A 26931-nucleotide genomic window follows, 5' to 3' on the forward strand; every position below is an offset into this window, starting at 1 on the left:
AAGGAGATTCGAACATGGCAGAGGAGACCTTCTCCCCCAGGAACATCATCGTCACGGGCGGCTGCGGCTTCATCGGCAGCAACTTCGTGCACTACGTTGTCGACAACCACCCCGGCGTGCACGTGACCGTCCTGGACAAGCTGACCTACGCCGGCAACCCCGAGAACATCGCGGGGCTGCCCGAGGGCAGGGTCGAGCTCGTCGTGGGCGACATCTGCGACGCGGAGCTCCTGGACCGCATCGTCCCGGGCCACGACGCCATCGTGCACTACGCCGCCGAGTCCCACAACGACAACTCCATCGCCGACCCCGAGCCCTTCCTGCGCACCAACGTGGAGGGCACCTTCCGCCTGCTGGAGGCCGTCCGCAGGCACGGCGTCCGCTACCACCACGTCTCCACCGACGAGGTCTACGGCGACCTGGCGCTCGACGACCCGGCGAAGTTCACCGAGGAGACTCCGTACCACCCGTCCTCGCCGTACTCGAGCACCAAGGCCAGCTCCGACATGCTCGTGCGCGCCTGGACCCGCACCTACGGCCTTCGCGCCACGATCTCCAACTGCTCCAACAACTACGGCCCCTACCAGCACGTGGAGAAGTTCATCCCGCGCCAGATCACGAACATCGTCGACGGCGTCCGCCCCAAGCTCTACGGCCGCGGCGAGAACGTCCGCGACTGGATCCACACCGAGGACCACTCCTCGGCCGTCTGGGACATCCTGACCCGCGGCCGCACGGGGGAGACCTACCTCATCGGCGCCGACGGGGAGAAGAACAACATCACCGTGCTCCGCATGATCCTCGAGGCGATGGGAAAGGATCCCGAGGACTTCGACTGGGTCGCCGACCGCCCCGGCCACGACCGCCGCTACGCCATCGACTCGACCAAGCTCCGGCGCGAGCTGGGCTGGAGGCCGGCGCACACCGACTTCGCCGGGGGCCTCAGGCAAACGATCGACTGGTACGTGGCCAACGAGTCCTGGTGGCGCCCGGCCAAGGAGGCCACCGAGGCCCGCTACCGCGCCCAGGGCCAGTAAGGAGGGGGTAGATTTATGGCAGACATCGCATTCGGGAAGGACCTCGCCGTCGCCGAGACCGGCATCGGGGGCCTGAAGGTCGTCGACCTCGCCGTCCACGGCGACTCGCGCGGCTGGTTCAAGGAGAACTGGCAGCGCGCCAAGATGACCGCCCTGGGCATCCCCGACCTCAGGGTCGTCCAGAACAACATCTCCTACAACGACAGCCGCGGCGTCACCCGCGGCATCCACGCCGAGCCCTGGGACAAGTTCATCTCCGTCGCCCGCGGCAGCGTCTTCGGCGCATGGGTGGACCTGCGCGAGGGAAGCGAGACCTTCGGCAAGGTGTTCACGACCGTTCTGGATCCCAGCAAGGCCATCTACGTCCCGCGCGGCGTGGGCAACTCCTTCCAGGCCCTGGAGGACGGCACCGCCTACACCTACCTGGTGGACGCCCACTGGTCGCTGGAGCTGAAGAGGACCTACACCTTCGTGAACCTCGCCGACCCGGAGCTCGCCATCGAGTGGCCGATCCCCCTCGACCAGGCCACCGTCTCCGAGGCGGACCTCAACCACCCGATGCTCGCCGACGTCGTCCCCATGGCGCCGAAGCGCACCCTCGTCACCGGCTGCGACGGCCAGCTGGGCCGCGCGGTCCGCGAGCTGGCCGAGGATCGCGGCGTGGCGAAGGACTTCGACTTCTGCGACATCGACACCTTCGACATGTCCGACCCGGAGGCCTATGCGCAGTACGACTGGTCGCTCTACGGCACCGTGATCAACTGCGGTGCCTACACGGCCGTGGACAGGGCGGAGACCCCCGAGGGCCGCGTGACCGCCTGGAAGGCCAACGCGACCGGCCCGGCGCTTCTGGCCCGCACCTGCGCCGGGCACGGGATCACCCTGGTCCACGTGTCCTCCGACTACGTCTTCGACGGCACCGCCGAGGTGCATGACGAGGACGAGCCCCTCAGCCCGCTGTCCGTCTACGGCCAGACCAAGGCCGCCGGCGACATCGCCGTGGCCGGCTGCCCCCGCCACTACATCATGCGCTCCAGCTGGGTCATCGGCGAGGGCCGCAACTTTGTCAAGACCATGAGGGGGCTCTCCGACCGCGTCGCAGACCCCGAGGACAAGCTCACGCAGGTCACGGTCGTGGACGACCAGCTGGGACGCCTGACCTTCACGCGCGACATGGCGCGGGCCATCTTCCACGTGCTGGGGACGCACGCGCCCTACGGCACCTACGACTGCACCGGCTCCGGCGCCGTCAAGAGCTGGGCGGACATCGCCCGCGCCGTCTTCGAGGCCGCGAACGGCAACGGCGAGAAGGTCGTGCCGGTGTCGACCGCCGACTACTACGCCGGCGCCGCGGGCCCCGTCGCCCCGCGCCCGGTCCACTCCGCGCTCGACCTGTCGAAACTCGAGGCCGTCGGCTTCCACATGCCCGACTGGGAGGAAGAGCTGGGGGAGTACCTGGATGCCTTGGATTTGGGAGGTTCTTTCTAAAGATATGATTTCTACAGCATCAAAAGCTGAAGCGCCTCTTGTTAGCATCGTCGTCCCCATCTTCAACGTGGGGCCGTTCGTGCTTCCCTGCATAAGGTCGCTGCTCTGTCAGACGTATCCAAATATTGAGATTCTTATCGTGGATGACGGCTGTACCGATGACACGGTTGAGTTGATTGCTAGCGTCGTCGGGGATGATTCACGCGTCGAGATTCTCCACAAGGAGAACGGCGGGCTCTCATCTGCCCGAAATTATGGCACTCGGCTTTGTCACGGTGACTACTTGATGTATGTCGACGGAGACGATCTCATAGATCCGCGGGCCGTTGAGTTCATGCTCCAGGCGGCTTTGAGATACCATGTGTCGTTTGTCGCGGGGTCCTTTGCCAAGATGCCTCCTCTCGAGAGTTATGAAATGCGGAGTGAGCCTTTGTTCACGTTGGAGAGCGGCTGGGAGCATCTGAGGCGCCTTCTTCTGCTCGAAGGGGAGAGCGGGTCTGCCTGGGGCAAGTTGTTTTCCCGTTCTTTGATGCCCGACCTTGTGTTCCCCGAGGGTCAGCTTTTCGAGGATATGGGCGTGACTTCCGCGATTTGCTCCCGTGTAGAGACCGTCGCTGTCACTGACGCCCCTTTCTATGCGTACGTGACGAGGCCCGGTTCCATCACAACGCTTAAGAAGCAAGGCCCTAAGCATGTGAGGGATATGGATGCTGCCATTGAGGCCGTGCGGCGGGTTGCCGAGGGAAATTTTGATGGCGAGTTCGAGTGCTTCCGAGCGTATTGCATTCTGCGCGTTGCCATGCGGGTTGATCTCGATAGCTTTGCCGACAGGGCGGAGGGGCAGGCGTATTTGAGGCTTGCCCGCGACCTTGCGATGCGCGCCTCAAGGAACACCCTAGCTTCGCGCACCTGGAGACTGAGGTGCGCGCTTTTTGCGCTTTCCCCGAAGATGCATAACGCTTTCTATGCCCTTTATGCCGCGATTTCTGGCAAAGCAATCGGATAATCCCTATGAACAAAGGTTTTTAATGTGAGATTCTCGATAATCATTCCCGTTTATAACGTAGAGGAATATCTCGGACAATGCTTGGACAGCATTGCACATCAGGATTATTCCGACTACGAGGTCGTCATCGTCGACGACGGCTCGACCGACGGCAGCGCGAGTATCTATGAGCGCTTCGCCGCGGAGGCGGATGTTCCCGTCCGCATAGTCAAACAGGAGAACAAGGGGTTGCTGCTTGCTCGCCGTGCCGGGATCAAAGCCGCCAACGGTGATTATTATTGGCACGTCGACGGCGACGACGGTCTGGCGCCCAATGCAATGTGTGCGGTTTCCGGGATCATTGACGAACTGGATCCCGACGTCGTGTTGATCTGCCTTAGCGAATCTCCGACGTTCGGCTCTGTGCTCCCTGGGGGACTGCCCGGTGAACAGCGTTTCTATACCGGAGAAAGCCTTAACGATGTACGCTCTGCGTTCCTCGATGGATATATTCCTAATATGGTCACTAAAATCGCTCGAAGGTCTTGCGTCGATGCCGATTCAGATTACTCGCCTTATGGGAAGATGCAGCTTGGGGAAGATCAGCTGCAAAGCCTTTACATTCTCGATAATATGAAGAGCGCCGCATGCGTTCGCGAGCCCTTGTATTATTATCGTCCCAACGCAAGCAGCATTACTGCCAATTATCGCGAAGGCCAGATTGCCCAGTACGCCATGGTCAAGGAAGCCGTCCATCGACAGGCCGTCGCGTGGGATTCGAAATGGCCGGGGAATGGATTTGCTGAGACCGCTCTTGTCGGTTATCTGTCTAACGGTTTCTACGACATGCGCAAGAATGCTGATGGCAAGTGGTTTAAAAAGCAGTTCCAGGAGTTCAGGGATACATCGCTGTACGCGGAGGCCATCGGTCGATGCGGGGATTTGAGGCTTGAGCAGCGGATCTTCTTCACTTTGTTGGAAAAGAAAATGGATTATCTTGCGTATGTGTGCCTGGTTGCCTGCCGCGCTGCTACTCCGCTGGCGAGGAGCTTGGCTCGATGAAGATCTTAACTATCAGTTCGGGAGGCATGCCGCAGAGGACCCTATCGATGGCGGGTAGGGGGAACGCGCTCGGCATGGTGTTCTTCCTTGGCGTATGCGCTATTGTTTCGCCCCTCCTCGCCGTTTTCCTCTCCCTTCTCGTCTTTACCGGGGCCCCTACAAAGAAGATGGCGGTTGCCTGCGCCCTTGGGGTTGGGTTTTCCGCTGCGCTTGTCGCCCATGGTATCGTTTACAACCACCCTGTCGATATGACCCGATGGATGGTTGAATGCGGCTACTACGATGGCAGGAACATTCTCTCGATCGGAACCAGCCTGAACGAGGATCACAACGGCCTGCTCGTCTGGAACTTTCTGTGTTGGGTAACCGGGAATATCGGCGACCTCCGACTTCTCCAGTCGCTCGCCGCGTTTTTCGGTTACGGTCTCATCGCTTGGCTGATGATGGACAGGTGTGCCGAGGAGACGACAGATGCATGGGCTTTCCTCCCGCTCATGCTATTCATCTTTTTTGCCGTCCCGGCGCAGCCCCTGATCGGTAACGTTCGCTCGGCTCTCGGCTGCGTGATTTGTGCGGTCGCGATATGTAAGAGGCGGTCTTACGGGTTCAGGGATTCTCTGCCGTCGCTCGTCCTGATCATCGTCGTATGCCTCATCCACAATTCTATGCTGCTCGTCTTGGTTTTGTTCCTAGTTCAGCCGATTCTCGAGCGTAACCCTGTCAGGAATTCGATTATCTGCGTTGTCGCGGTCGTCACCATGATTTCCGTGGCTTCCGTACTTCTCGCGTCCCATTTGTTTGACGGGGTGCCTGTCATTACGAGCGTTCTGAAGAAGGCGAGTTTCTATACCATCGGCACGGAGTGGGATCAAGAGCAGGCGGACAACCTTCTCAGCAATCTGAGCCATGTGTTTTCGTTGCTGCTGCTCGGGGTCCTGCTGCTTAGGATCTACGCCACGAGACAGCATGATGGACGAACGGCGCTCGTTCTTGTTTTGACGATGTGCGTCATCGCGATGGAACTCACCCTCGTTAACGTCGGCAACCGCTTGAAGTTCATTCCGATCTTGATTGGCTCGACATATCTGCTTAACAACAAGGGAAGGGGCCATGCGGTTGATTCGCGATGGCCGATTCTTGCCGATGCCTTTTTGATGTTGCTCGCTATTGCCGTCTGGTTGATCTCCATGGCAAGCTTCATCCCTTCATTCAACTATGTCGAGGTCATGAAGAGCGCCGTTTTCTATCCGCTTCTCCTTTTCTAGAGGTTAAATCCATGTATCAAACTGTCACGGCGCCTCTAATCACGTTTGTTGTCCCCGCTTATAACGCCGTTTCTACCCTAGAGGCAGCCGTTCGCTCGCTTTCTGAGCAGACGTCCGACGATTGGGAGGCCATCATCGTCGATGACGGATCTGTTGACGGTACGGGTGAGATGGCCGATGCGCTCGCGCGGGGCGATGATCGCATTAAGGTTCTTCACCAGGGGAACGCCGGGGTCTCCGCTGCGCGCAATGCTGCTATCGCGGCCGCCAGTGGGGAATATCTCGCCTTCTTGGACGTCGATGACACCGTCGTTCCCAACTTCGTGGAGAAGGCGGGGTCCCTGCTGGGACGCAGGCCTGTCCGCCCCGATGTCGTCGCGCTTGCGTACCGTGCTCTTCCCCGAGGCACGGTCTTCGGGTACGGGCGGTTCCTCGGGAACGCATCGGAGTTCCTCGAGCTATCGCTCGGGAACAGATACGCCACTTTCCCCTGCTGGCTCTTCCTCGTTTCTGCTCGGCTCATCGCGGCGAGTGGGGTCCGGTTCACGGTCGGGAGGCGGACCGGCGAGGACCAGGAGTTCATCCTGAAGCTGCTCTGCTGCGCCTCTATTTGCGAATCTGTCGAAGACAGCGATGTCTACTATCTCTACCGCATGCCTTCCGGGGGCTCGGCCATGGGCCTTAACCTGGAGGGGCAGTTCGATTACCCCCGGGCTATGCGAGACGTTCTCTGCTTCGCCGCCAAGCCTGACGCAGGGATGTCTCCCGATGGCTTGGAGGCAGTCGACCGACTGCTTACTGACAGGTTTGTAGGGGCCTGCGCCTACGCTGCGGAGACTGCGTTCTCCAACGGCGCTTCCGATTCTGATGTCCTTTCCTGGTTGACAGATAGCCTGAAAGGATTTGATTGCCACGGGGCTCTTGAGAACGGCTGTTGCAGGAGCGAGAACCGGCGGTTTCTTCGCCTCTGGCTCGGCTGCAGCGGCATGATTCCGCTGTATATCCGCTTCGGTTTGTACATCCGGTCTATCGGCAGAACCATTAAGTACTGGATTTCACGCCGAGGCACTCGTTAGTTATCTTTGATTGGAGTTTCATTGAACGACAGGCAGATATATATTCTCAGCATTTTTGACCCCACCAACTACGGGAATAGGCTGCAGGCCTGCGCCCTCGAGGCCGCCGTCGCCTCTCTTACCGGCAAAGAGGTTCTTTCGGTCGATTGCCGCCGCCCGGTGAGTAAGCGCGGGGTCTTTAAGATCATGGCGGACCTCAACAGAGTCCGAATCGAGTCGAAGAAGGCGCCCGCCGAGAGGAGGCGGCGTTTCCGAGTTTTTCAGGATGAGTACTGTGCGCCTGTCGTTGAGATTGCCGAGAGGGACGTTCGTAGCATCACTGGTCCCGTCGTGATCGGCTCCGATCAATGCTGGAACCCCGGGTGGGGATTGGGTGCGAGTAAGTTTGGCGCCCAGTGCGCCGTGGGCGTCGACAAGAAAATGGCCTATGCCGCTAGTTTCGGCATCGGCATGTCGGACATGCCTGAGGAGTGGGGTCGGCGCTACTCCGAATGGCTTGGCGGAATCAAGGACATCGGTGTTCGGGAGTTCGCGGGTGCTCAGATTGTCCGCGAGCTTACTGGGCGGGATGTCAAGGTCGTTCTTGACCCTACGATGCTCCAAACTGCCAAGTGGTGGTCCGAGATAGAGGAGCGCCCGATTATTCCGGGCATCGACCTGGAGGGGCCTTTCTGCCTTAAGTATGTCTTGGGAGACGATACAGCTTCGGCAAAGATCGCGGAGCGATGTGGCCGCGACGGCCTGGGGCTGGTGGACTTGACGGATATCCATTTGCCGGTCGGCCCCGCGGAGTTCGTGTGGCTTATTCACCACTCTGCTCTCGTTTGCACTGACAGCTTCCACGCTACAGTTTTCAGTCTCCTTTTCCACCGGCCTTTTGTGATTTACGAACGGCAGGGAAATGCTGGGAATATGTCCAGCAGGTTCGATACCCTCCACGCTTTGTTTGGGATTAACTCCAACCGCGCCGGTAAGGATTGCTTCCGCGAGCGCTGCGTCGATGAGTTCGATTGGACCGGCTTCGAGCGAGAGCTTGAGGAGAAGAGGAATGATTCCGTCGCATGGCTTCGCGCTGCCCTTGCCAGCTTATAGGGTGGTTATGTCCAGTGAAATCTGAAACTCTATCTTCGGGAGATACTGTCCATGGTTAGTCAACGCAAGGCCGGGGCGATTCTCGGGTACGCGAACATCATCGTTAAGAATCTCGTCAACCTCGTCTATACCCCGATGCTCCTCGCTTTCGTGGGTCAGGCGGACTACGGCGTTTACCAGACTGCGAATTCCTTCGTCTTCTCCCTAACGCTTCTGACGTTTGGTTTCTCCGAGGCGTATATCCGCTTCTATACGCAGAAGAAGGCTAAGGGGACGGAGGAAGACGTCCGATCACTCAATGGCATGTACCTTGCGCTATATGCGATGATCAGCTCCATTGCACTGGTGTTGGGACTGCTCTTTGCTGCGAACGTTGGGCTATTCTTTTCTGGCAGCTTTACGTTCGACCAAGTCGGGCTTGCGGGCGAGCTCATGGCTATCATGGCGGTGAACGTGGCGGCGGTGCTGTTCTCGACTGTGTTCGACGCATACATCATGGCCCACGAACAGTTCAAGTTTCAGCAAAGCCGTCAGATGTTCACCACGTTAGCGACACCGGGTATCGCTTTTGTCTTGCTCAACTTTGGTATGGGCGCGGTCGGTGTAGCGCTGGCTCAGCTCGCAGTCACCTTGACTCTGCTCGCCCTCAACATGCATTATGCTGTGTCGAAGCTCGGTATGCGATTCAGTCTCAGGAGGTTTGACGGAGCCCTGTTCCACGCGGTCGCAGCTTTCTCGGCCTGGATATTCGCCAACCAGGTTTGCGATTTAGTTAACCAGAGCGTGCCCAATATGATGCTCGGCGCGCTCACGAACGCAGTCACTGTATCTGTTTTCGCTGTGGCGCTGCAAATCCGTCAAATCTTTTACTCGCTCTCGACAACAATGTCGAGCGTATTTGTGCCCAAGATCAATAGGATCGTCGCTGAATCGGATGACAACGGAGTGCTAACTCGGCTCATGACGCGCGTAGGGCGCTACCAGATGTTCCTCTTCTGCTGGGTGTACTGTGGATTCGTCCTGCTTGGACGATTCTTCATTACCAAGTGGGCGGGTGAGGGCTTCCTTGATACTTACTATCTCATCTGTGCGATGACGCTGCCCGTGGGCGTGCCGCTTTGTCAGAACACGGGAATCGAGATCCAGCGCGCTAAAAACAGGCATAGGGCGCGTTCAGTGGTTTACCTCTGTATGGCTTGTCTCAATGTTCTTTTTACATGGTTTGCCTCGCCCGTTCTCGGATACTGGGCGCCCGCTATCGCTTACATCGCGAGCATCGCCTTGGGTAACGGTCTCTTTATGAACTGGTACTATCAGGCGCGTATCGGACTGGACATGGCTTATTTCTGGAAGAAGAACCTGCCTGTGGTCTTGGCTTCCGCTGTGGTCTTGGCCGCATGCATGGGGCTGGCTCTGCTGCTGCCCGTGACTAGCTGGCTGCTTTTCCTGGCTTGGGGCGTCGTCTACACCGTGCTTTTCGCTGCCGCAATGTGGCTCTTCGTTCTCGATTCAAGCGAGAAGTCGTCGATCGCGGCTAAATTGCCCTTCCTGCGTTAGGAGGTTTTTTTATGCTTAAGTCCCTTCCGAAGATCACGTTGCTGGGAGATGCGTGCTGTGGTTGCGGCGCCTGTGCCGCGAGGTGCCCGAAATCCTGCATCGGGATGATTACCGACGGCTGTGGCTTCCCCACGCCAATGGTCAATTTAGATGTCTGCATCGGCTGCGGGGGTTGCGATTCGGTGTGTCCCGCAATGGGGGAGCGCCCCAAGGATGGCGCGCAGTCCGTTCTCTGGGCGAAGTCGAGGGACAGGGGAGAGAGACTTGCCTCCTCTTCGGGTGGGGTCTTCGGGCTGCTCGCCCTTGACGTTCTTGCGGATGGCGGCGTCGTGTGCGGCGCCGCTTGGGATGAGGGCTGCAGACATGTGCGGCACGTGCTCGTTGAAGACGGGTCAGATCTCGATTCCGTCATGCGTTCCAAGTATGTGCAGAGCTCGGTCGGCCGCAAGGCCTACGAGGGCGTGCGGGAGGCTCTGCGCGGTGGCAGGCGAGTGCTCTTCTCCGGCACCGCGTGCCAAGTTGCGGGCATGAGGTCCTACCTTGGGAAGCTCGCCGACTCAGACGGTTTCCTCTCGGTGGATGTCATTTGCCACGGCGTCCCCTCGCCGCTCCTCTGGGAGAAGTGGGCAGCATATAAGGAGGTCGGTGTGGGCGCGGCGCTGCGCGCGGTGAACATGCGGAGTAAGGCAACCGGATGGCTGTCTTACTCCGCATCATACGCGTATGCGCATGATGCGGAGAAAGATGTCGCGAGGGCTTCGTCCGCGGCGGCCGACAGCTGCATCTTCGTGGATGACTGGTACATGAAAGCGTTCCTTGCTAATGCTAGCTTAAGACCCTCGTGCTTTGCTTGTCGTGTCAAGCGCTCGTGCGGCTCAGACGTCACGTTGGGGGACTTCTGGGGGATCCAGTCGTCGCACCCTGAGGTCGACTACGAGGGCGGGGTTTCCGCGGTGCTGTGCAACACCTCAAAGGGCCTTGCTGCAATTGAGAGGCTTAAGTCTGGAATTGAGTGGGGCGAGTCTTCCCTCGAGAAGGTGTTGCCTGGCAATCCTAGCCTGGTTAGGCCCGTTGTGCCTTATGAGAGACGCGGCGAGTTCATGGCCGACCTCGAGTGCGGGAGAGGAATCGATGAGATGATGGCTGTGTATGGCTTTGAACCCTCCCTCGCCCAGCGCGTACGTAGCAAGCTCGGGGGAGTCAAACGAAGGTTAAAGAAATTGCTGGGGAAGGCTTAATGAACTGTGACAAAAATATGTCTGTTGGTGATGGAACTGTCATGGCTGAGGACAAAATCGTGTTTACTGGATGCAAGCATGCATATCTCGTCATGGCTCATAAGGATGACGAGACCCTCCGTACGCTTCTGAGGACCCTTGATGACCCCCGGAACGATATCTTCATCCACATGGATGCTAAGAATACCGGATGGGATGAAAACAGAGCGCTGGCTTCCATTGATAAGGCGGGAATCTTTTTCGTTCCCCGTATTAGCGTCACATGGGGAGGCTACTCGCAAATCGCCTGTGAGCTTGGCCTGCTCAACGCCGCTGTTGACAAGGGGCGTTACACCTACTATCACCTTTTGAGCGGGCAAGACCTTCCCATCAAGAGCCAGGATCGGATCCATTCTTTCTTCGATTCCTGCGGGGGCAAGGAGTTTGTTCGTTTCGAAAACCACAATAGGGACTATGGGAGTAGGATCGGCGGCCATGTAATCTGGAACGCCTTCGGGAAGAGCAAGACCCAAATTTTTTTGCGAAAGGTGGACAGTCTTTTGGCGAGGCTTCTGCAACTCTATAGGAAGCCTGCTGAAGGCCTTAAGCTGATGAAAGGCGACAACTGGTTCTCTATAACTGATGAGCTCGCTCGATACGTCGTAGAGAACGCTTCTCTGGTACGGTCAGTTTTCTGGGATTCTATGTGCGGTGACGAATTGTTTCTGCAGACCTTTGCCTGGAATACAAGCAAGCGGTTCGATTTCTATCGAATGCCCGGGGAGGACAATACGGACGGCATCATGCGCATGATTGATTGGGGCGAGGACGAGTCCCCGCGAGTGTTGTCTATGGATGATCTAGATTCGATTTCGGATTCAAAGATGATGTTCGCCAGAAAGTTCGACTTCGAGATCGATTCCGATATCGTTCGAGCGGTTGAACAGCTCGTCTGCTAATCCTTCGTGGCTTCTCCGTGCCGGTCCGACAATGGGTTTCTGCCAGTTGCTGCCAGCCTCCAGCTTTGCGCTGCCGAGCCGTTCGACTCGTACAGCTGGACGTTGGCGCCGCTCGAGAAGTCGGCGCAATCCACGTCGAGCGCTAGCCCCGACGCCGCGCACATGATCTCGTAGGCGCCCGCGCACTCGTCGTAGGAGATCATGAACCGCTGGGCCCCCGAGCCGTTGGCCTCCCATAGCTGGGCGTTGGCGCCGTTGGACCTCGAGGCTCCTGAGATATCGAGCATCGCCGTGCCCAGCCCTCTGTTGCAGATCATGTATTCGCCGTCGGGGACGCTCTGCACTGGCTTTACTTGAGCGGCTTGATATTTGGCAGTGCAGTCGTACTTTACTGTCAATGTGCTGTTCGGCAGAGTAGCGACATTGGAGGTTGCGGCCAGCACAACCTTGGCGCCTTGGACTTTCCACCTCCTCTGATTCATCGCATACGCAACAATCCCGTTCTGAATCCCCGAGATGCTGGGCGGAAACAACTGGTTGTCGGCGTCAATGGAAAAGCTCTCTTCCCTGGCATCTAGGTGCTGCTGAATGCGGTCGGCATACTTCTCGACCCATTCATCTGCCTTGCCATTTCGTACAAAGTAATTGTTGGACAGGTCGGTCGAGCGGTAGGCGTAGCCGTCCTTCTGGTAGTTTGCCGTGTGGTCGGAGTGGGCGATTGCCATGAGCTCGTCGGTCAGGCCAAAGTACAGATGGCGCTGGTCCAGGTCTCCGTACCAGTTGTCGCTGGTGTCGTCCCAGGTCAGGTCCATCTGGCACCATTTGCCGTCGATCTTTACGGCGTTCCAGGTGTGGCCGTTGCCTGTGATGCGGCCGTTGGCGATGCCCGCGGCGTCAAGGAGCTTGGAGTAGATACGCTGGTAGCTCTCGCAGGTGCCCTGGTGGCGCGTGAGGCCGCTCTCGGCCGAGCACCAGTTGAGGTTGTGGTCGTGCTCCAACTGGTCGAGCGTCCAGTCGTGGAGCCACAGCGCCATGTCGTATTCCGAGCCGTTTGTCTGTTGCCTGCACAGGTCCACGGCGTTGTTGACGATCTGCGTGACGCTTGGGCGGGCGGCGTCGTTTACAGTCACCTCCGCCGTGGTGCGCAGGTAGTAGATTCCCTTGTCGTTTTGGGGGTCGTTTCTGTCGTTGTCCATAAAGTAGAAGTGGATGCGGTACGTGCCCGATGCCGTGAAGTCAAAGGTAAAGTCGTGGCCCGCGGTGCCCAGGCTGCAGTAGCTGGCCCATGCCGGGCGCGACGGGTCGCAGGCGCTCTCATGGCTGCCGCCGTCCCAATAGGTGGGCACGTCCATGCGCGCCTTGGCCTGGGACGAGCCGTTGGTCTGGGTTATGTGGAAGGTCGTCGCGGTGCCCGCGGGGGCGTCGTTCCACGAGACGGTGAAGGTGACGCCGTTTTGGCTTGCGGTGGCGGAGTGGGCGTAGCCGGTTTGTGACGTGGTGGAGATTGCGGCGGGCGTGCCGTTGGCTTGGGCGCGGAGGGATGGGGCGGGGGCTGTGGTGGCCGTGCCGGCTGCGGCGGTGGTGGCGTCGGCGCTTTCCGTGTTGACTGCGCTGGTGCCGGTGGATGTTGCGGTGCTGTCCTCTGCGGTGTCTGCTGTCGCATTTGTGTTGATGCCGTCTTCAGCCTTGCCTGTGTCTCCGTTCGCGGCGTTGGCTTGTGCCTGCTGCTCGGCTGTTGCCTGAGGCTGGATGGCTTCCGCGATGGCTGCCATGGGCATCGTCGCGCCGACCATGGATGTGCACGCGATCGCGCAGAGCAGGTAGTAAAGGGGTCGTTTCATAGCGGAGCCTCTCGGTGAGCAGCCAATAGGGTCCGAAGGCAGCTCCAGGCCAGCACTCCGCACATATTTTGTAAGGGTTAATTTTACGGGAACCCCAGTCAACATCAGCGAACTTTCTGGGGAATGTTGGGGAGGGGGAGGGGTGGTTGGTTGCCCGGTGACGTTGTGGATCGCGTTGGGCTGACTATGCCTGATGCGGCAAATCCAGCATGAGGCCGTCTCGCGCTTCTTCGAGACTCGCCACCGAGACCTTCCAGGAAAAGTCCGCTAGGCTGCTGCTTAGGTCAAGTTCTGCGTGGTCGTATTTTTCAATTTTGCAGCCCGGGTGATTCTCGTCTGGTAAAAGGCGACATTCGACCGGACGCGACCCGATGATTCGATACTCCTTCTGATATGCATACTTGGGCGTTTTGATAACGAGATTGTGCGGGATGCCCCCAAAGATCTCGCGGATCAGTTTTGGCCCAGGGACGCCGTAGGAGATGGGACCGTGGGCGTAGATGCTTCCGCCTTCGGCAATGTGTCTGTCGGCGAGGCGCGCGAAGCTGGCGTACTGCACAATGCCGATCCATCCGTCCTCGCATCCGAACTCCTGGATCATGCGTTTCGGGATTTTCACAGTGTTGTTGACGATATCGTTCTCGCGGACCGTGTACATGCAGTAGATGGGCAGGGAAGTATATCTGTAGAGGCACACCCCGGGAGCCATGGACGCCTCGAGCGGATCGCCCTGCTCGCCAGGCAGGCCATGATAGTAGCCGGCCGCGTTCATGTAGAGGCGACCGTTTATCAAGTCGTCGACGTATGCCTCCCTGGGAGCGAATTTTAGAAGGTACTCGATGTCGTCTTTTGACATGGCGGATCCTTTCTTGGGTGGAGGTGCCCGGGTCACCTTGTGTGTGCCCCGTTTTCTCATTGCCAAGATAAGAGAAATTCTCAAAACCTTCGTGCCGGATTGACGTGGACCTGCGCCGCTTGGGTGTGCTGGCTCATTGGGACTCTGAGGCTTGTACAGCAAAGAACTCTGGGGGCTTTATTCCGACCTGCTGCGAAATGGTCTGCTAGTTGATCGGTTATAGTAACTCAGCTCGGCTTGACTCTGCGATGTTCACTTCCTTGTTTGCTTCAAGAGCAATTCGATACTGGTCTGCGTATCCGAATTCAAGGGATACGCATGTCGATGCATCGAGGTCGAAAATGTAATTGTATCCAGGGACCGAGACGATAACAGATACGAAGTGCCATGAGTGATCTCGGGATTCTTTTTTCATGTTGGAGAGCGCTTCGCGAAGCATTTCCTCGTCAGCAAGAATATTGGATCTGACAAACAACTCGTTTCTCCTAAAGAGTTCGTAGTCACCAGAGTCGAGTCTGTCCAGCTTTTTGCGAAGAGCTTCAATAATCGGCTCGAATGAATCCGTACCATTTGGACCAAACAGGACTCCTTTTTCGAAATGCGCTCCACATTGCTCAATAAGTTCGATTCGGCGTTTTTCCTGAGAAGAATCATTCTCGTATAGGAGTTTGGAATAGAGGGATTCTGCCTTTCTGCTGTCTTGCGATTGGGAAGCTGTTACCTCGATGCCTAGGGACTGCGCCCGATCGATCAGATCCGGTTTGTCGCTGTAAGCCAAATTGCCATATTTGTTGCTATCGATAAATTGCAGAACATGTCTTGCATAACACTCCCAGATATCGATTTTGGTCCTGCCAAGGATGGGCTTGACGTAGTTTTCGCTATCAATGGGGCTATGCATATGGCTCACTTCTGGTACTCGAATCTCGGGGTTAATGTCCGCCTTATTGTGCAATATTTTTTGTCCTCGCGGCGTCCTATCCTTTTAGAAAAACACTGACTGTTTGGAGGATAGCAATGGAAACAACCGCTGAAGAGTTTGATGAAAGCCGCAGGCTCTTACTGCAAATAGCTGAGGCTTATGCAAATCTTTTATATACGTATAAGACGCAGCTCGTTGCGGCAGACAGCGCCAACGGACTCAACAACCGTTTATCCGTAATGCAGACTGTTTTGACATCGGTTTCCGCTTGTGGCTTTGTAAGTATCTGGCTATCTGGAATGGAAATTGCGGCGCTGGTTGCCGCCGGGCTATCTGTCATCAGTCTAGCAATAACAATTTATCTTAAAGGGGCAAACTTGAGCGAGAGGGCAAATTGTCATGGCGCTACCGCAGATGCAATTTGGGTGATTCTTCAGGGGTATCTATCACTTCTTGCTGACAGCCGCTCATTTGATTTGGCGGAAATCAGATCTCGTCGCGATTCTTTTCAAAAGGAAGTTGCTTCAATTTACGCAAAAAGCCCTATGACAAATCCCAAAGCCTATTCAAAGGCCCGTGAAAGCATTAAGGCGGGCAACTGTGGGTTTTCTCCGGTAGAGATAGAACAGATTCTCCCTGTTGGATTGAGGGATCTGGTTAGATAACTGAAGGGACCAACATGGACGAAAAGCAATCTTTTGAGAATTTCTTCGAATCAATTTCGCTTGATTCATTGAGTGAGTATCAATCGTCGATTGAGTCATTGACGAAATTATTGAACAAAAAATACTACGATTTGGATTCTGTCGATGATCATTGTCTTGTGGTTGGATCAGTTGGTCGGCAAACTGCTGTTTCCGAAACTAGCGATCTTGACCTTTTGTTTGTACTGCCGCAGGAAGTTTATACGAGATTCAATGCCTATGACTCTAATGGGCAGTCGGCGCTTCTCCAAGAAGTCAAAAAAACAATTAAAAGCCGTTACTCCAAGACTGACATAAAAGGTGACGGACAAGCTGTAGTGATTAACTTCACTGATAGGTTTTATTCGATTGATTTGGTTCCTGCTTTTGAGCAGGACGACGGATCGTTCAATTATCCCGATTCAAATGATGGTGGGTCTTGGAAAAAGACGGATCCTATTCCTGAGCAAGATGCCTGTTCTGTTCTATTTGAAAGGACCGATGGAGATGGCAAAAGGCTCTGCAATGCTCTAAGGGTTTGGAAAAATACTCTTGGATTTCATTTTAAGGGCTTGCTCATCGATACTCTTGTTAATAGTTTTTATAATCAGAAAGACCGTTCCAGCGACCCGTATGATCTCTTGTCCGACCTCTTTAAATTTTTGTCCGAGCAAGATTGCGAACAATCTTTTTGGCATGCTCTGGGCAGCAACCAACAGGTTACGAATGATGACAATGGGGCGTTTGTACCAAAAGCCAAGAAAGCTCATGGAAAACTAATTGATGCCACTAGCTCTGATGAAAAAGAGCAAGTTCTCATTGATTTATTTGGAAAGTCGTTTTCCGAAGCTGTTGTCGATGGTTCTTCCGATAGTGAAGAAGCCCAATTTGCTTCCAAGTATGGCGTGGCCATTGATGAGCGATTTGTCGAGGACCAATTTAAGGTTGATATTCGTCGTTCGATGGAAATCGATTGCCAAGTTATACAACATGGTTTTAGGCCCTCATTACTTAGGGATATGTTGTCTAGACATTGTCCTTTACTACGAAAGCGCTCGCTTCATTTCTTTGTTGTCAATGCTGCTTCTTTTAGGGATTGCTCTTTTTACTGGAAAGTTCGCAACCGCGGTGAAGCGGCATTTCAGAGAAACTGCATCCGAGGCGAAATTCAACGTGGCAATAAAGATGGCTTCCATGACGAGAAGACTGATTTTGTTGGCCCACATTATGTCGAGTGCTATGCGGTTAGGAACGGCGTTTGTATAGCACGATCTAGAATTGAAGTTCCTATCAGTTAGCTCAAAGCACGAATTGCGTTCTTTGATCTGGTTTGATTATCGCCCAGCTGGGTCGATAAGCGTCGCTGTAAGATGTTCTCAGTGATATAGCCGTCGTGGACTCTACGTGAGGCGATGACAAAGAAGGGTCGTTGTTCGGTTTTCCGGCAACGGCCCTTTGACGTTTCTGCGACAACTGGATGTTGTCGCGGGCTATCCGCAATCACTTTGCGCCATTTTACGGGGACTATTGTGGAACGAGATTGCTTAATGCTGACCGCGTCTTTTGCGATGTTCTGGAATTTGAGGAAAGGCAGCGCTACGGTTTGCGTCCAATGACGGTTTCTGTGACCGGTTCGATATGTGCCATCGAGCTTGGATGGCTTTCTGGAGAGTACTGTTAATTGGTCCGATTACAAAACGGCAGTATCCTGCCTGCTTGAAAATGATGCCAATGGTGTCAAGCTGGTTAGCAAAAATGATGTGAGTAAAACCCAGATAACCGAGATGACCTCGAAGCTTAAGGAACAAGGCGTTTCCGTTCTTGAGGTCAAGTATGTGCCCGGCGCTTCGGCGACCATCGTGTGCAACGGTGATTCTTCAAAGATTTCGAGTACTGCCGGTAGTGATTGGACGGTTGTTGGCTAGGGAATTTAACTCCGATTTTTGCAAATATTGATATTGCTTTTGTAGACAGGGCGCATAAATGTGATGTTCACTTGATGGTGGAACTTGGCGCAACGTCGCGGCTCTGCTGATGTTTGATTCGGGTTTGGTTTAGGACTGTCGTTATTTGTGGTGACGACAAATATAGCCAAGAGCGAGCGCATATGTCTGCCGTGGGATTTAAAGACGGCCAATATCCAGCCTAAGACACAAATTGATGGTAAAGTTACTGGGGACAAGGTCGCAGCTAGTCATTGATTGCCCCGACTGGAGCGAGTCCTCTGTTAAAGATGGACTGAGACGTTTTTACCAATTCGGGTCCGTGCATATGGTTATTCCGTAGCCACGGACCCGAAACCGTGCCTACGGAATAACCATATGCACGGACTGTGCGGCCTTGTCCTTATTGGAATCGAGGTGCAATGCTCTGCGACTGTATCAGTAAAACTGATTTGAATATCCTGAGAAGTCATCTGAGGGTTTATCGTGACGTTAATAAACTGCCCTTGTTTATCTTTCCCTGCGGCGGTGATCAGAGCCTGCATTCCTCTCGACGATTCTTTAGAGCTTATGTGTCCAACAATCACACCGAGGCTTTAAAAAACGTTTTTTGTCTTACCGCCGAAGACGTAGCGGCGGAAATGGACGGTTCGAGACTTAATTTACTTCAGCAAGAGGCCATGCTTGCCGACATATCTGACTGGATATTGATTTTTGCAGAGAGCTGTGGATCTTTTTGCGAGTTGGGCGCTTTCTCTGCTTTGCCTCATGCTGCTTTGATCACCTCTGTTGCTGTTGGAAAGCAATATAAGGGCTCTCGGAGCTTCTTGATTGATGGGCCAGTGAAAGAAATAGCCACAGGCGACTCTTCGCTTAACAAAGTCTTTTACTTAGACTTAAATAACCCAATGTCTTCGCCTGACTTGTGCCGCTTTGTTTCTGAACTAAGACCCCTCATTGGTGTTAATGCTACTAAGCGGGGCAAGGCTGGCTTAAAGGCCGCTAGAAAGATGATCAATCGAGATGAGTCCAAGATTAACGTGGGCTCGCTCGTCCACGAGTTACTTGATTTGCTTCAAATATTGGGCCCCATGTCAGAGACCGATTTACGAACGATATACTGTGCGGCCAAAGGCTTCCGTGCTAGTAAGCTCAAAATATACTCGCCCATTTTAAATGCGGATATGAAAAATGCCGGCGTTCCGATATCTTGGTCGGATGTTTGCTGCATGATGAGAGCTACCGGTCTTGTTTCTAAAGTGAGATGCAATAGGGGTCCGGATTATCTGATTAAAAGCACGATACACCTCGATTCCTATTTCATGTTTAAGGGAAGCGAAGACCAAGATTTCTCAAACATGAGGGCGCGGGTAATCCTTCGTAAGAGATCAATGGGGTATGGAGGCGTTGCCGGTGTCTATTGCGGATAGAATTTGCTTCGATCTTGGAATGACAAATCGCCAGCTACTGGACCTTGCGAGCTCAACGACAGATAAGTACCACAGTTTTTTAGCCGGTGGAAGAAAGATTGTTGCGCCTCGGCCAGATTTGAAGCTCGTCCAATGTTGGATTTCGGATTATATAAATACTGAGTTTGATATAGATCTTCCTTACGCTACAGCCTACGAAAAGGGCTCAAGCGTCTGCCGTAATGCCGGGCTCCATGCTAAGAGCAGCCATTTTCTTCTGCTTGATATTTGCCATTTCTTTGAGTCCTGCACTCAGCAAATGGTCAGGAATTTGTTTTCAGGGGGAACGTATCGGTCGACAAACGCTGAATCTCGCTCGCGTCTTACTGCAGACGATGTCGATCTTCTCGTAGCTTTATCATGTTATCGGGGTTCTCTTGCAACGGGTTCTCCGTGTTCGCCCTTTATTGCCAATCGCATAATGGCTTCGTTTGATCATGAGATTGCAGCTAGACTAGGCGAAAGATTCGTCTACTCGCGATACTCTGACGACATCTGCATTTCATCAACTGAATGGATAGACTCTGCGGAGATTTCAACTTTTGTTGGTGACCGCCTACGGCTAAAGGGTTTTGATTTGAATAATGACAAAACTCGTTGTTTTGGACGAGGGCACCTACGTAAAATCACGGGCATCTATCTCGACTGCGATGGCGTCCTTCGACTGGGGCCTCAAAGAAAAGCAGAGCTAAAGCGCTCTTTATACCAGGTGCTTATGCGCGAGTGCGATCGTAATCATGCCCATCGCGTTTTAGGCCACTTGAGCTTTTGTAAACAGGTTGAACCGGAGTATTGCAATGCACTTTTAGCTAAGTACGCGAGCTATGGTAAGGCTGTGTCTAGTGGAGGCGTTATGCCAGCGTTAGTGGAGCTCGCCTATGGGTAATTGTTAGGTGACCCTCTGTGGGGGTCACGTGACGGTTGTTTCGGTTAGCTTTTTGAACCACTCTCGAATCGGTTGCATATTCTATATAGCAATATACAAAAGCTCTTTGGGAGCTTTAAGGGTGACGCCTTCTGTTAGAGAGTGTTGCCCTTTTTTCATGCATGTAATGTGTGACGTGCTAGCTAAACGCCATTCCGACAATGGGATGGTCGAGTATGCTCGGTTTGGCACCGTGCGCCTGCTGTCATTGGTGTGGCAAGCACTTGATTTAGACTACTTAAAGTCTATAATCAAAGAAAAACTCTGATATATCTTTTCAAAATAATGAAAGGAATGTTGAGTACCATGCTTTGTCAGTTCACCTTTAAGAACTATCGGTCCTATCGCGACGAGGCTGAGCTTTCCATGCAGGCGATGCCGATGAAGGAGTTTGAGCGTTCCCTCATCGAGTGCTCCGACGGGCAGAGTTTCCTTCCGGTGGCTGCGGTGTACGGGCCCAACGCTGGCGGCAAGTCTAATCTGCTCGAGGCTCTTGACTACGTTCGTTCGGCGGTGGCCAGACCAATTAGACTGCTGTCTGCTAGCGCTGATGCACCAGAGAGTGATCTCCCCTTGATAGCCCGTTGTTCGGCGTTTGAGTTCGATGACGTGTCTGCTGCCGAGCCCACCGAGTTCGAGCTCTATTACCGCGCGGGTGAGCATGAGTACCGCTATGTTCTGTCTGTACACGCCGATGAGATCATGTCCGAAGGGCTGTGGCGGCGTAAATTGGGAGCGTCGCGTACGGCGATGCTGTTCGAGCGCGAGGATACAAAGGTTGAACTCGGCCCCACACTGCGTAAGCTTGTGACGGCTGCGAGGTTCAACCCGAGCCTGCCGTACCTATCGTTCCTTTGCATCAACTTCGATGCGCCGGTGGTCCAGGAGGCGGCCAGCTGGTTTCTCGACGCCGTGTTTCTCAACTACAACAGTTCCTACCTGGAGCGGATGCTCGAGCAAATGCTCGACGAGGGCGACTCGCGCGAGGTCACGCGTTTTTTGCGCGCCGTTGATGTGCGTATTGATGGCTTCAGAGTGGAGAGGGCGCCGGAGTGGCGCGGCCAGCGCGTCTTCGTGAGGCACAAGGTGAGCGGCAAGGCGTACGAGCTGCGTTTATCCGAGGAATCTGCCGGTACCCAGAAGCTCATGGGGTTGGCTGCGTATCTGATGACAGCGCTTGAGCGTGGTGGCACCGTTGTGGTAGACGAGCTCGACGCCAAACTGCACCCGAAGCTTCTTCGCTATGTGATTCTGCTGTTTAAGGATCCTGAGGTCAACAAGAGTGGCGCGCAGCTCATCTTCTCGTCCCAGGATGTGTCAACCATGCGAAACGATGTCTTCCGCCGTGACGAGATATGGTTCGCTGCACGCGGCGAGGGGGAGGCGAGCCAGCTATGGTCGCTCGCCGACATCCACGAGTCAAATGGCAACCTGGTCAGCAAGAACGCGGCATTCGACAAGCAGTACCTGTCTGGCCGCTATGGTGCCGACCCGTATCTCACGCGCATTGAGGAGTGGGATTAGTATGGCCGCGAAAAAGTCGAGGGACTGGCGCAGCGGCAAGCGCGAGGGACGCTCTCGCATGGTACAGATGACGCGCCATCTCGTGGTGACCGAGGGCAAGGAGACTGAGCCTCGCTACTTCGAGGGCGTGCGCGCCGCGTTGGGCGCAGCAAACGAGCGGAAGGTTGCCGTAGTCGTTAAGGGGACTGGCAAACATACTCTCGACCTGCTCGACTTCGCCGTCGAACACTGCCTCTATGCGCCCGAGACGTTCGACCACGTGTGGCTCGTGTATGACAAGGATGACTTCCCTGCGTCCGACTTCGACGCGATGGAACGTAAGTGCAACGAGCTCTCTGATGGTTCGAGGACCTTCCACGCGTTGTGGTCCAACCCCTGTTTCGAGCTGTGGCCGCTTTTGCACTTTCGCTACACGACCGCGCATATGTCCGCGTCCGACTGCCAGCATGCCCTCGCGCAGGAGATGTCGAAGAATTTGGGCATCGAGTACCGCAAGAACCTTGACGGGATGTTTGGGGCAGTGGATGATAGGCGAGGCGAAGCATTGCAGCGTGCTGGGCGCCTCGTCGCGTACCATAGGGAACTGGGTAACATTAAGCCATCTGCGCAAAACCCTTCAACTAAGGTTGGCGAGATATTTGATGTGATTGGGCCGTATCTGGTTTGACGGTCAAGTTCGATCGGGCTTGATGGGACTGGAGATTCATGAAAGATGTTGTTTCGGGCTGCCTGCCGTCTTTAACTGGATTGACCTTTTGGGACCCGATAGGATACTAGGCCGAATCTAGCGGTATTGACGCAGTCAACCTACGGGCTCGCACGTTGCTGCTGCTAGCAGCGGATCGGGTGAGGACTGCTGCTTCTTTGGCCTGTACGCCTCCGATGGCCAGTTTGCCGTGGACGCCTCCTGGGTGGACGCGACCGGCGCCATAGCCGATGCTGCCTGCGAGAGTGGCTCACTTACGTCGGCGCAGTTTGTGACGCCGATGGGCGGGGCCTTTGGTACCGCCTGTGTTATGGATGCCAGCGGGGCCGTTGCTTAGCATGTGGTAATTGAACCCACAGGCGCCCAGCCGCCGGCGGGGAAGACCCAGCCCGGTATCGATGAGCCCACCGGTGGCAATCCCACGGGGGATACAAAGCCCGGTAGCGAAGAAAAGCCCGGTGATGAGACCAAGCCCAGCGAAAACCCGCCCCTCACGCCTGATTCGTCGCCCAAGTCGGACGCCAAGCCCGCGCCCGCGTCCATCAAGACGCCTGCGACCAAGACAACCAAAAAGACCAAGCCCGCAACAACGCAAGCCGCCGCGCTCCCTAAGACCGGCCACGGTGACTGGGCGGTTGCGTGCCTTACTTTCGTCTTCCTAGGTATGTTGTTGGTCCCCATAATAGTTCGGGCACTTCGCGGGGGGCCTTATTTGCCAATGTAGTTTCTGCCGCTTCTGTCCCACATTTCTCTGAGTTAATAATGCAGATTACTTGAACTTGGCTTGGGGCTTGCCCTGTATTTGAATTTGATTAAACTTAACTTATAAGTTAATCATATATGGTTTCATCTGAAGCGGAGGGGGTGGCCTTTGGCTAGTGACTATGAGCTTGTCGAATATGCTGATCCCGAGGGACGACCTTTTTGGGAACTAACCACCTCCCCTGAGAACTCTCAATTTCAGAAGATGATGTCTGATCCTAAAACGAAGTTTACCGCCCGTAAAATGATCAATCAGATTTCAAAAGTCTATGACTACGGGCTAAAGGATGTCAGTGGAACGTCAAAGCTTCGATGTATCGAGCCTAAGATTGGACTATACGAACTCAAGGGTTTTGATGGGGTTAATCGAGAAATGGTCTACGCGATTTGCCAAGGCGTGGACAAGATTGTTTTGCTTTTTTGGTTTAAGGGCCATCAAGGCTCGGGAAATATTTCCAAAGAAATTAAACGCGCAAAACAGTTGGCCCCGATAGCAAAGCAGCTTTTGGAGTCATAGCGTCGGCTTTTTTGCCCGCTTACGAAACGGAGACTTGTAATGGTTAAGGTCGATTTATCAGACTTTTACGCGGAAACGGAAACGAGCGAAACCCGTGCCTATGAGCACGCACTAGATATTGAGTTTATTGTTCATCGCGAGATGCAGCGCTCGGGCTTGAGTAAAAGTGAGCTGGCAAAGCGTATGGGCGTGAGTCTTCAGTCGCTTTCGAAATTGTTGAATTCTCAGCCCAACATGACGCTGAAAACAATCGCAAAGTTTGAGCTTGCGTTGGGTATCAAAATCATTCCTCAGGTCATTTCCAGTTATTCGAATGAGGCGCCGTTTTCTTCGTCTAATAACTCTGTCCGAGAACAATGGTCTTCATTTAACAGCGACTGCTCGGCGAAACGATTGAACTTTGAGATGATTCCGGGAGGTTTGGCTGCATGAGCAAGGATTTCATTGCGCCTATTCAGGTTGTTCATTTGTTTGTTGTCGACTCAACTTTTCATATCGAGAATGAGCCCTCCCAGAATATGGATTTAAAAGTTGACGTTAGTTATCAGGACGTCCATCTATTGAGGAACAAGGCGGGCGAGCGTGCAGACTTAAAGCTGTATGTGTGTGGCAGTCTGATTGATAGGGACGATGCAAAGGAAAAAATGCGCGCTGATGTGACGGTTGCTATTTCGGTGTCAACAAAAATGCCGTTCGACATTTCAGACGATGAAGCGCGCCGTTATCTTCTCTCTAATGCGATTTCCATGGCGTATGGTCACGCTAAGAGCTATCTGATGGTCGTTACTGGACTTTCGCCCATGGGGGCTTTGACGCTGCCGGCAATTCTTCCTTCGGAATTGGCAGCGGACAGCGATGCATCTTTTCAAAGTGAGTAAGTTGTTCTCGAGTTGGATTTTGCCTGCCGCTGTGTGCAAATGTAACGGGGTGCCGAATCGGTAGTCTGACTGATTCGGCATTTATATTTCGAAGTTTCTAGTTGAAGCCCTGCGATGCCCGTGCTGCGACAGCTAAATTGACCGTGACGTCCCGTCTTGCGACACGCATGTAGCTCCGCACGGGTATCATGGTGAAAGCGATTTCAACGACAGGGGTGCTCGTGGTAAAGATGAAAGATGTGGCCGAGCTGGCGGGCGTTTCGAGCGCCGCCGTCTCGCGCTACCTCAATGGTGGGTATATCTCGGCGGACAATGCTCATGTACGGTAAAGAAGCAAGCAACCGAAAACAATAGATAGACCGCCAGCACTACACTATTCCGAACCAAAGACCAAAAGATAAGCATTTTGAGAAAATCTAAACTTTTGGATTTTCCTACAATGCCGACTACGGCGGAATCCCTCCCACTCCTTATATATTTCTTTCTGTATACATTGAATTTGTATTTAGTAAAATGCAGACAACACCACGGATCGGCTTTTGGCTGGACAATTCCAACCAAACACCGCAGCAGACAGTAGAAACCATTCTGAACGTTAGGAAGCCGGTATGATTGTTACATATAAGGGGTTGATTTTCAATCTCAACGCAACAGCCTGAACGGGCTCCGCGTTTCCGCAGCTAGCGCAACGCGGGAATAGCCCCCGGCACCTGGTCGTCGCCTCGTTTCCGCAGGTGGAGAGGCTGTGGAGGCCGGCGTCCCCGTGCCGCCGCCGCATGCTCCGCCAGCCCGCCGCGCAGCCGTTCCGGACTCAGCGCAACGGGCCCTCCGGCCCATGTCCCGGCCCGCCGCCTATCCCGCCAGCGGCCCCTCGCCCCTCGCGGCCCTGGCCCTGTCGATGCAGCCGGGCGTGAGGTCGAGCTCGCCGGGCGCCAGCTCCTCTATCCCGAACGCGTCCATGAGGGCGGAGGCGTCCTCCCCGAGGGCCATCCGCAGCACGCGCGCCGGCGTCAGGAACCCGAGCGCCCCCCTCGGCTCGGAGTTCACCTGCGACATGAGCAGCGCGCAGTCCGCCGCCGTCAGCCGGTCGAACCTGGCCCCTGCGCCCTTGGGCAGCAGCTTCCTGATCTCCACGTGGTTCTTCTCGCACGCGCCCTTCTGCTGGCTCTGCCGGGGGTCGCAGTAGAAGAGCCTGGTCTCGCCGTCCCGCTCGCCGAACAGCGCCGCGATGGCGCCCTCGTCGGCGAACTCGCTCCCGTTGTCGGTGAGCACGGCGCCGAAGGCGCGCCTCGCGCCGTCCTCGCCGAGGACCCCGCGCAGGGAGGAGAGCGCCGCCAGGACCGAGGCGCACGTGCCGTCCGGCAGCGGCAGGGCCAGCTGGAAGCGGCTCGGGCGGTGCAGGAGCGTGAGGAGCCTGGCGGAGTCGCCCCTGGGGCCCTCGACGGTGTCCATCTCCCAGGCCGCGGCGCAGGCGTCCTCGCCGAGCGCGAGGAACGACGCGTGCGACCTGCGCGGCGAGTGGGACGTCGCCCTCCCCGGGGCCCGGCGCGACCTCGGCCTGTAGCCGACCTTGCGCCTGAGCTCCATGTTCGTCATGCCGTCGTAGCCGGCGTCCACCCACCTGTAGACGGTGGAGGCGCTGAGCCCGGGGGTCGTCGCCGCTATCTGCTGCGGGGAGAGCCCGCGCGCGAGCCCGTCCCTGATGGCCGCGAGCTTGGCGGCGGCGCCCTCCTCGGTCTCGTCGATCCCGGACCTGCTCGCCGAGAGCTCGGCGTCGGCCGCCTCCTGCGCCCTCCTTGCGCTGTAGAACACCCTGGGCCTCCTCGAGCAGCCGTAGCCCCTCCTGTGCGAGCAGCCGTTGCAGCACCTCGGCCACGCGGAGAGCCTGGGGCAGGCCCCCGACAGGTCCGCGGGCGCGGGCTCGCCGTAGCGCGAGCGCGGCGCGGTGACGTAGCGGTGCGCCGCCACCTCCCTGGTCACGGTCGATGGCGACCTGCCGAGCTCCGCGGCGATCTCGCGGGCGCTGCGGTTGCGGTCGAGCATCCTCTCGACCGTGTTCCTCTCGTGCCTCGTGAGCCTCCCGTACGACCTTCCGGACGGCTTGGGTCTGGACATGCCGGCCTCCCTCCATCGCGGGCCGGGGGATTCCGGCCCCTCTGGGGTTGCC

General features: G+C 55.6%; 26 protein-coding genes. 22 read left to right on the forward strand and 4 right to left on the reverse strand.

What is annotated here, in order from left to right:
* Positions 1 to 14: 14 nt before the first annotated feature.
* The 10 genes from rfbB to ACGHEN_RS04395 are packed head-to-tail and all read left to right on the forward strand — an operon-like array spanning position 15 to position 11738.
* Positions 15 to 1037, forward strand: a complete 1023-nt coding sequence (rfbB, locus tag ACGHEN_RS04350; RefSeq protein WP_390397530.1) for a dTDP-glucose 4,6-dehydratase — start codon at positions 15 to 17, stop codon at positions 1035 to 1037.
* A 15-nt stretch (positions 1038 to 1052) separates the two neighbouring features.
* A complete protein-coding gene (locus ACGHEN_RS04355) occupies positions 1053 to 2525 on the forward strand; it encodes a sugar nucleotide-binding protein (RefSeq protein ID WP_390397533.1) in 1473 nt (490 codons plus the stop codon).
* 4 nt (positions 2526 to 2529) lie between these two features.
* Positions 2530 to 3531: a glycosyltransferase family A protein gene (locus tag ACGHEN_RS04360; RefSeq protein WP_158554625.1), complete on the forward strand. Its 1002-nt coding sequence runs from the start codon at positions 2530 to 2532 to the stop codon at positions 3529 to 3531.
* Positions 3532 to 3555: 24 nt separating this feature from the next.
* Complete coding sequence (locus tag ACGHEN_RS04365) at positions 3556 to 4572, forward strand: glycosyltransferase family A protein (RefSeq protein ID WP_117746912.1); 1017 nt, start codon at positions 3556 to 3558, stop codon at positions 4570 to 4572.
* Complete coding sequence (locus ACGHEN_RS04370) at positions 4569 to 5837, forward strand: EpsG family protein (RefSeq protein WP_390397536.1); 1269 nt, start codon at positions 4569 to 4571, stop codon at positions 5835 to 5837. Before ACGHEN_RS04365 ends, ACGHEN_RS04370 begins: the two co-directional genes overlap by 4 nt.
* 11 nt (positions 5838 to 5848) lie before the next feature.
* Entirely contained in the window at positions 5849 to 6913 is a 1065-nt protein-coding gene (locus tag ACGHEN_RS04375) for a glycosyltransferase family 2 protein (RefSeq protein ID WP_390397537.1), read from the forward strand.
* 21 nt (positions 6914 to 6934) lie between these two features.
* Positions 6935 to 8005: a polysaccharide pyruvyl transferase family protein gene (locus ACGHEN_RS04380; RefSeq protein WP_158554627.1), complete on the forward strand. Its 1071-nt coding sequence runs from the start codon at positions 6935 to 6937 to the stop codon at positions 8003 to 8005.
* A 51-nt stretch (positions 8006 to 8056) separates the two neighbouring features.
* Positions 8057 to 9562: a lipopolysaccharide biosynthesis protein gene (locus ACGHEN_RS04385; RefSeq protein ID WP_117746915.1), complete on the forward strand. Its 1506-nt coding sequence runs from the start codon at positions 8057 to 8059 to the stop codon at positions 9560 to 9562.
* An 11-nt stretch (positions 9563 to 9573) separates the two neighbouring features.
* The gene (locus ACGHEN_RS04390; RefSeq protein ID WP_195569183.1) at positions 9574 to 10800 is read left to right on the forward strand and encodes a Coenzyme F420 hydrogenase/dehydrogenase, beta subunit C-terminal domain; all 1227 of its coding nucleotides are present in this window, start codon (positions 9574 to 9576) and stop codon (positions 10798 to 10800) included.
* A gap of 41 nt (positions 10801 to 10841) precedes the next feature.
* On the forward strand, positions 10842 to 11738 hold the full coding sequence (locus ACGHEN_RS04395; RefSeq protein WP_390397541.1) for a beta-1,6-N-acetylglucosaminyltransferase: 897 nt from the start codon (positions 10842 to 10844) through the stop codon (positions 11736 to 11738).
* Here the strand turns inward: ACGHEN_RS04395 and ACGHEN_RS04400 are convergent.
* The 3 genes from ACGHEN_RS04400 to ACGHEN_RS04410 form a co-directional block, all read right to left on the reverse strand.
* Entirely contained in the window at positions 11735 to 13579 is a 1845-nt protein-coding gene (locus ACGHEN_RS04400) for an RICIN domain-containing protein (protein WP_390397543.1), read from the reverse strand. The genes ACGHEN_RS04395 and ACGHEN_RS04400 overlap by 4 nt on opposite strands.
* A 184-nt stretch (positions 13580 to 13763) precedes the next feature.
* Entirely contained in the window at positions 13764 to 14435 is a 672-nt protein-coding gene (locus tag ACGHEN_RS04405; RefSeq protein WP_390397545.1) for a hypothetical protein, read from the reverse strand.
* A 217-nt stretch (positions 14436 to 14652) separates the two neighbouring features.
* Positions 14653 to 15336 (reverse strand): hypothetical protein, encoded by a 684-nt coding sequence (locus tag ACGHEN_RS04410; RefSeq protein WP_390397548.1) that lies wholly within the window; start codon positions 15334 to 15336, stop codon positions 14653 to 14655.
* A gap of 116 nt (positions 15337 to 15452) precedes the next feature.
* Here ACGHEN_RS04410 and ACGHEN_RS04415 point away from each other — a divergent pair, with 116 nt between their 5' ends.
* From ACGHEN_RS04415 to ACGHEN_RS04470, 12 genes are all read left to right on the forward strand, one after another.
* Positions 15453 to 16022, forward strand: coding sequence for an SLATT domain-containing protein (locus ACGHEN_RS04415; RefSeq protein WP_390397550.1), 570 nt, complete (start codon positions 15453 to 15455; stop codon positions 16020 to 16022).
* Between the two features lie 14 nt (positions 16023 to 16036).
* Positions 16037 to 17338 (forward strand): nucleotidyltransferase, encoded by a 1302-nt coding sequence (locus tag ACGHEN_RS04420; protein WP_390397553.1) that lies wholly within the window; start codon positions 16037 to 16039, stop codon positions 17336 to 17338.
* A 354-nt stretch (positions 17339 to 17692) separates the two neighbouring features.
* Positions 17693 to 17965, forward strand: a complete 273-nt coding sequence (locus tag ACGHEN_RS04425; RefSeq protein ID WP_271737844.1) for a hypothetical protein — start codon at positions 17693 to 17695, stop codon at positions 17963 to 17965.
* A gap of 440 nt (positions 17966 to 18405) precedes the next feature.
* Positions 18406 to 19413: a retron St85 family effector protein gene (locus ACGHEN_RS04430; protein ID WP_390397556.1), complete on the forward strand. Its 1008-nt coding sequence runs from the start codon at positions 18406 to 18408 to the stop codon at positions 19411 to 19413.
* Positions 19397 to 20338 (forward strand): reverse transcriptase domain-containing protein, encoded by a 942-nt coding sequence (locus ACGHEN_RS04435; protein ID WP_390397559.1) that lies wholly within the window; start codon positions 19397 to 19399, stop codon positions 20336 to 20338. Before ACGHEN_RS04430 ends, ACGHEN_RS04435 begins: the two co-directional genes overlap by 17 nt.
* Positions 20339 to 20683: 345 nt before the next feature.
* Entirely contained in the window at positions 20684 to 21901 is a 1218-nt protein-coding gene (locus ACGHEN_RS04440; protein ID WP_390397561.1) for an ATP/GTP-binding protein, read from the forward strand.
* A 1-nt stretch (position 21902) separates the two neighbouring features.
* The gene (locus tag ACGHEN_RS04445; RefSeq protein ID WP_349088065.1) at positions 21903 to 22568 is read left to right on the forward strand and encodes an RloB family protein; all 666 of its coding nucleotides are present in this window, start codon (positions 21903 to 21905) and stop codon (positions 22566 to 22568) included.
* 229 nt (positions 22569 to 22797) lie between these two features.
* Positions 22798 to 22944 (forward strand): hypothetical protein, encoded by a 147-nt coding sequence (locus ACGHEN_RS04450; RefSeq protein ID WP_271730412.1) that lies wholly within the window; start codon positions 22798 to 22800, stop codon positions 22942 to 22944.
* 534 nt (positions 22945 to 23478) lie between these two features.
* A complete protein-coding gene (locus tag ACGHEN_RS04455; RefSeq protein WP_390397563.1) occupies positions 23479 to 23886 on the forward strand; it encodes a hypothetical protein in 408 nt (135 codons plus the stop codon).
* Positions 23887 to 23925: 39 nt separating this feature from the next.
* Positions 23926 to 24318, forward strand: coding sequence for a helix-turn-helix transcriptional regulator (locus ACGHEN_RS04460; RefSeq protein ID WP_055251172.1), 393 nt, complete (start codon positions 23926 to 23928; stop codon positions 24316 to 24318).
* Positions 24315 to 24764, forward strand: a complete 450-nt coding sequence (locus ACGHEN_RS04465; protein WP_055251170.1) for a hypothetical protein — start codon at positions 24315 to 24317, stop codon at positions 24762 to 24764. Before ACGHEN_RS04460 ends, ACGHEN_RS04465 begins: the two co-directional genes overlap by 4 nt.
* A 230-nt stretch (positions 24765 to 24994) precedes the next feature.
* Positions 24995 to 25093: a LacI family DNA-binding transcriptional regulator gene (locus ACGHEN_RS04470; RefSeq protein WP_226814296.1), complete on the forward strand. Its 99-nt coding sequence runs from the start codon at positions 24995 to 24997 to the stop codon at positions 25091 to 25093.
* A 523-nt stretch (positions 25094 to 25616) separates the two neighbouring features.
* Here ACGHEN_RS04470 and ACGHEN_RS04475 read toward each other — a convergent pair.
* The gene (locus ACGHEN_RS04475) at positions 25617 to 26879 is read right to left on the reverse strand and encodes an IS30 family transposase (RefSeq protein WP_390397345.1); all 1263 of its coding nucleotides are present in this window, start codon (positions 26877 to 26879) and stop codon (positions 25617 to 25619) included.
* Positions 26880 to 26931 lie beyond the last annotated feature (52 nt).

It is taken from the genome of Collinsella sp. i06-0019-1H4, assembly GCF_042849575.1.
Classification (GTDB): Bacteria; Actinomycetota; Coriobacteriia; order Coriobacteriales; family Coriobacteriaceae; genus Collinsella.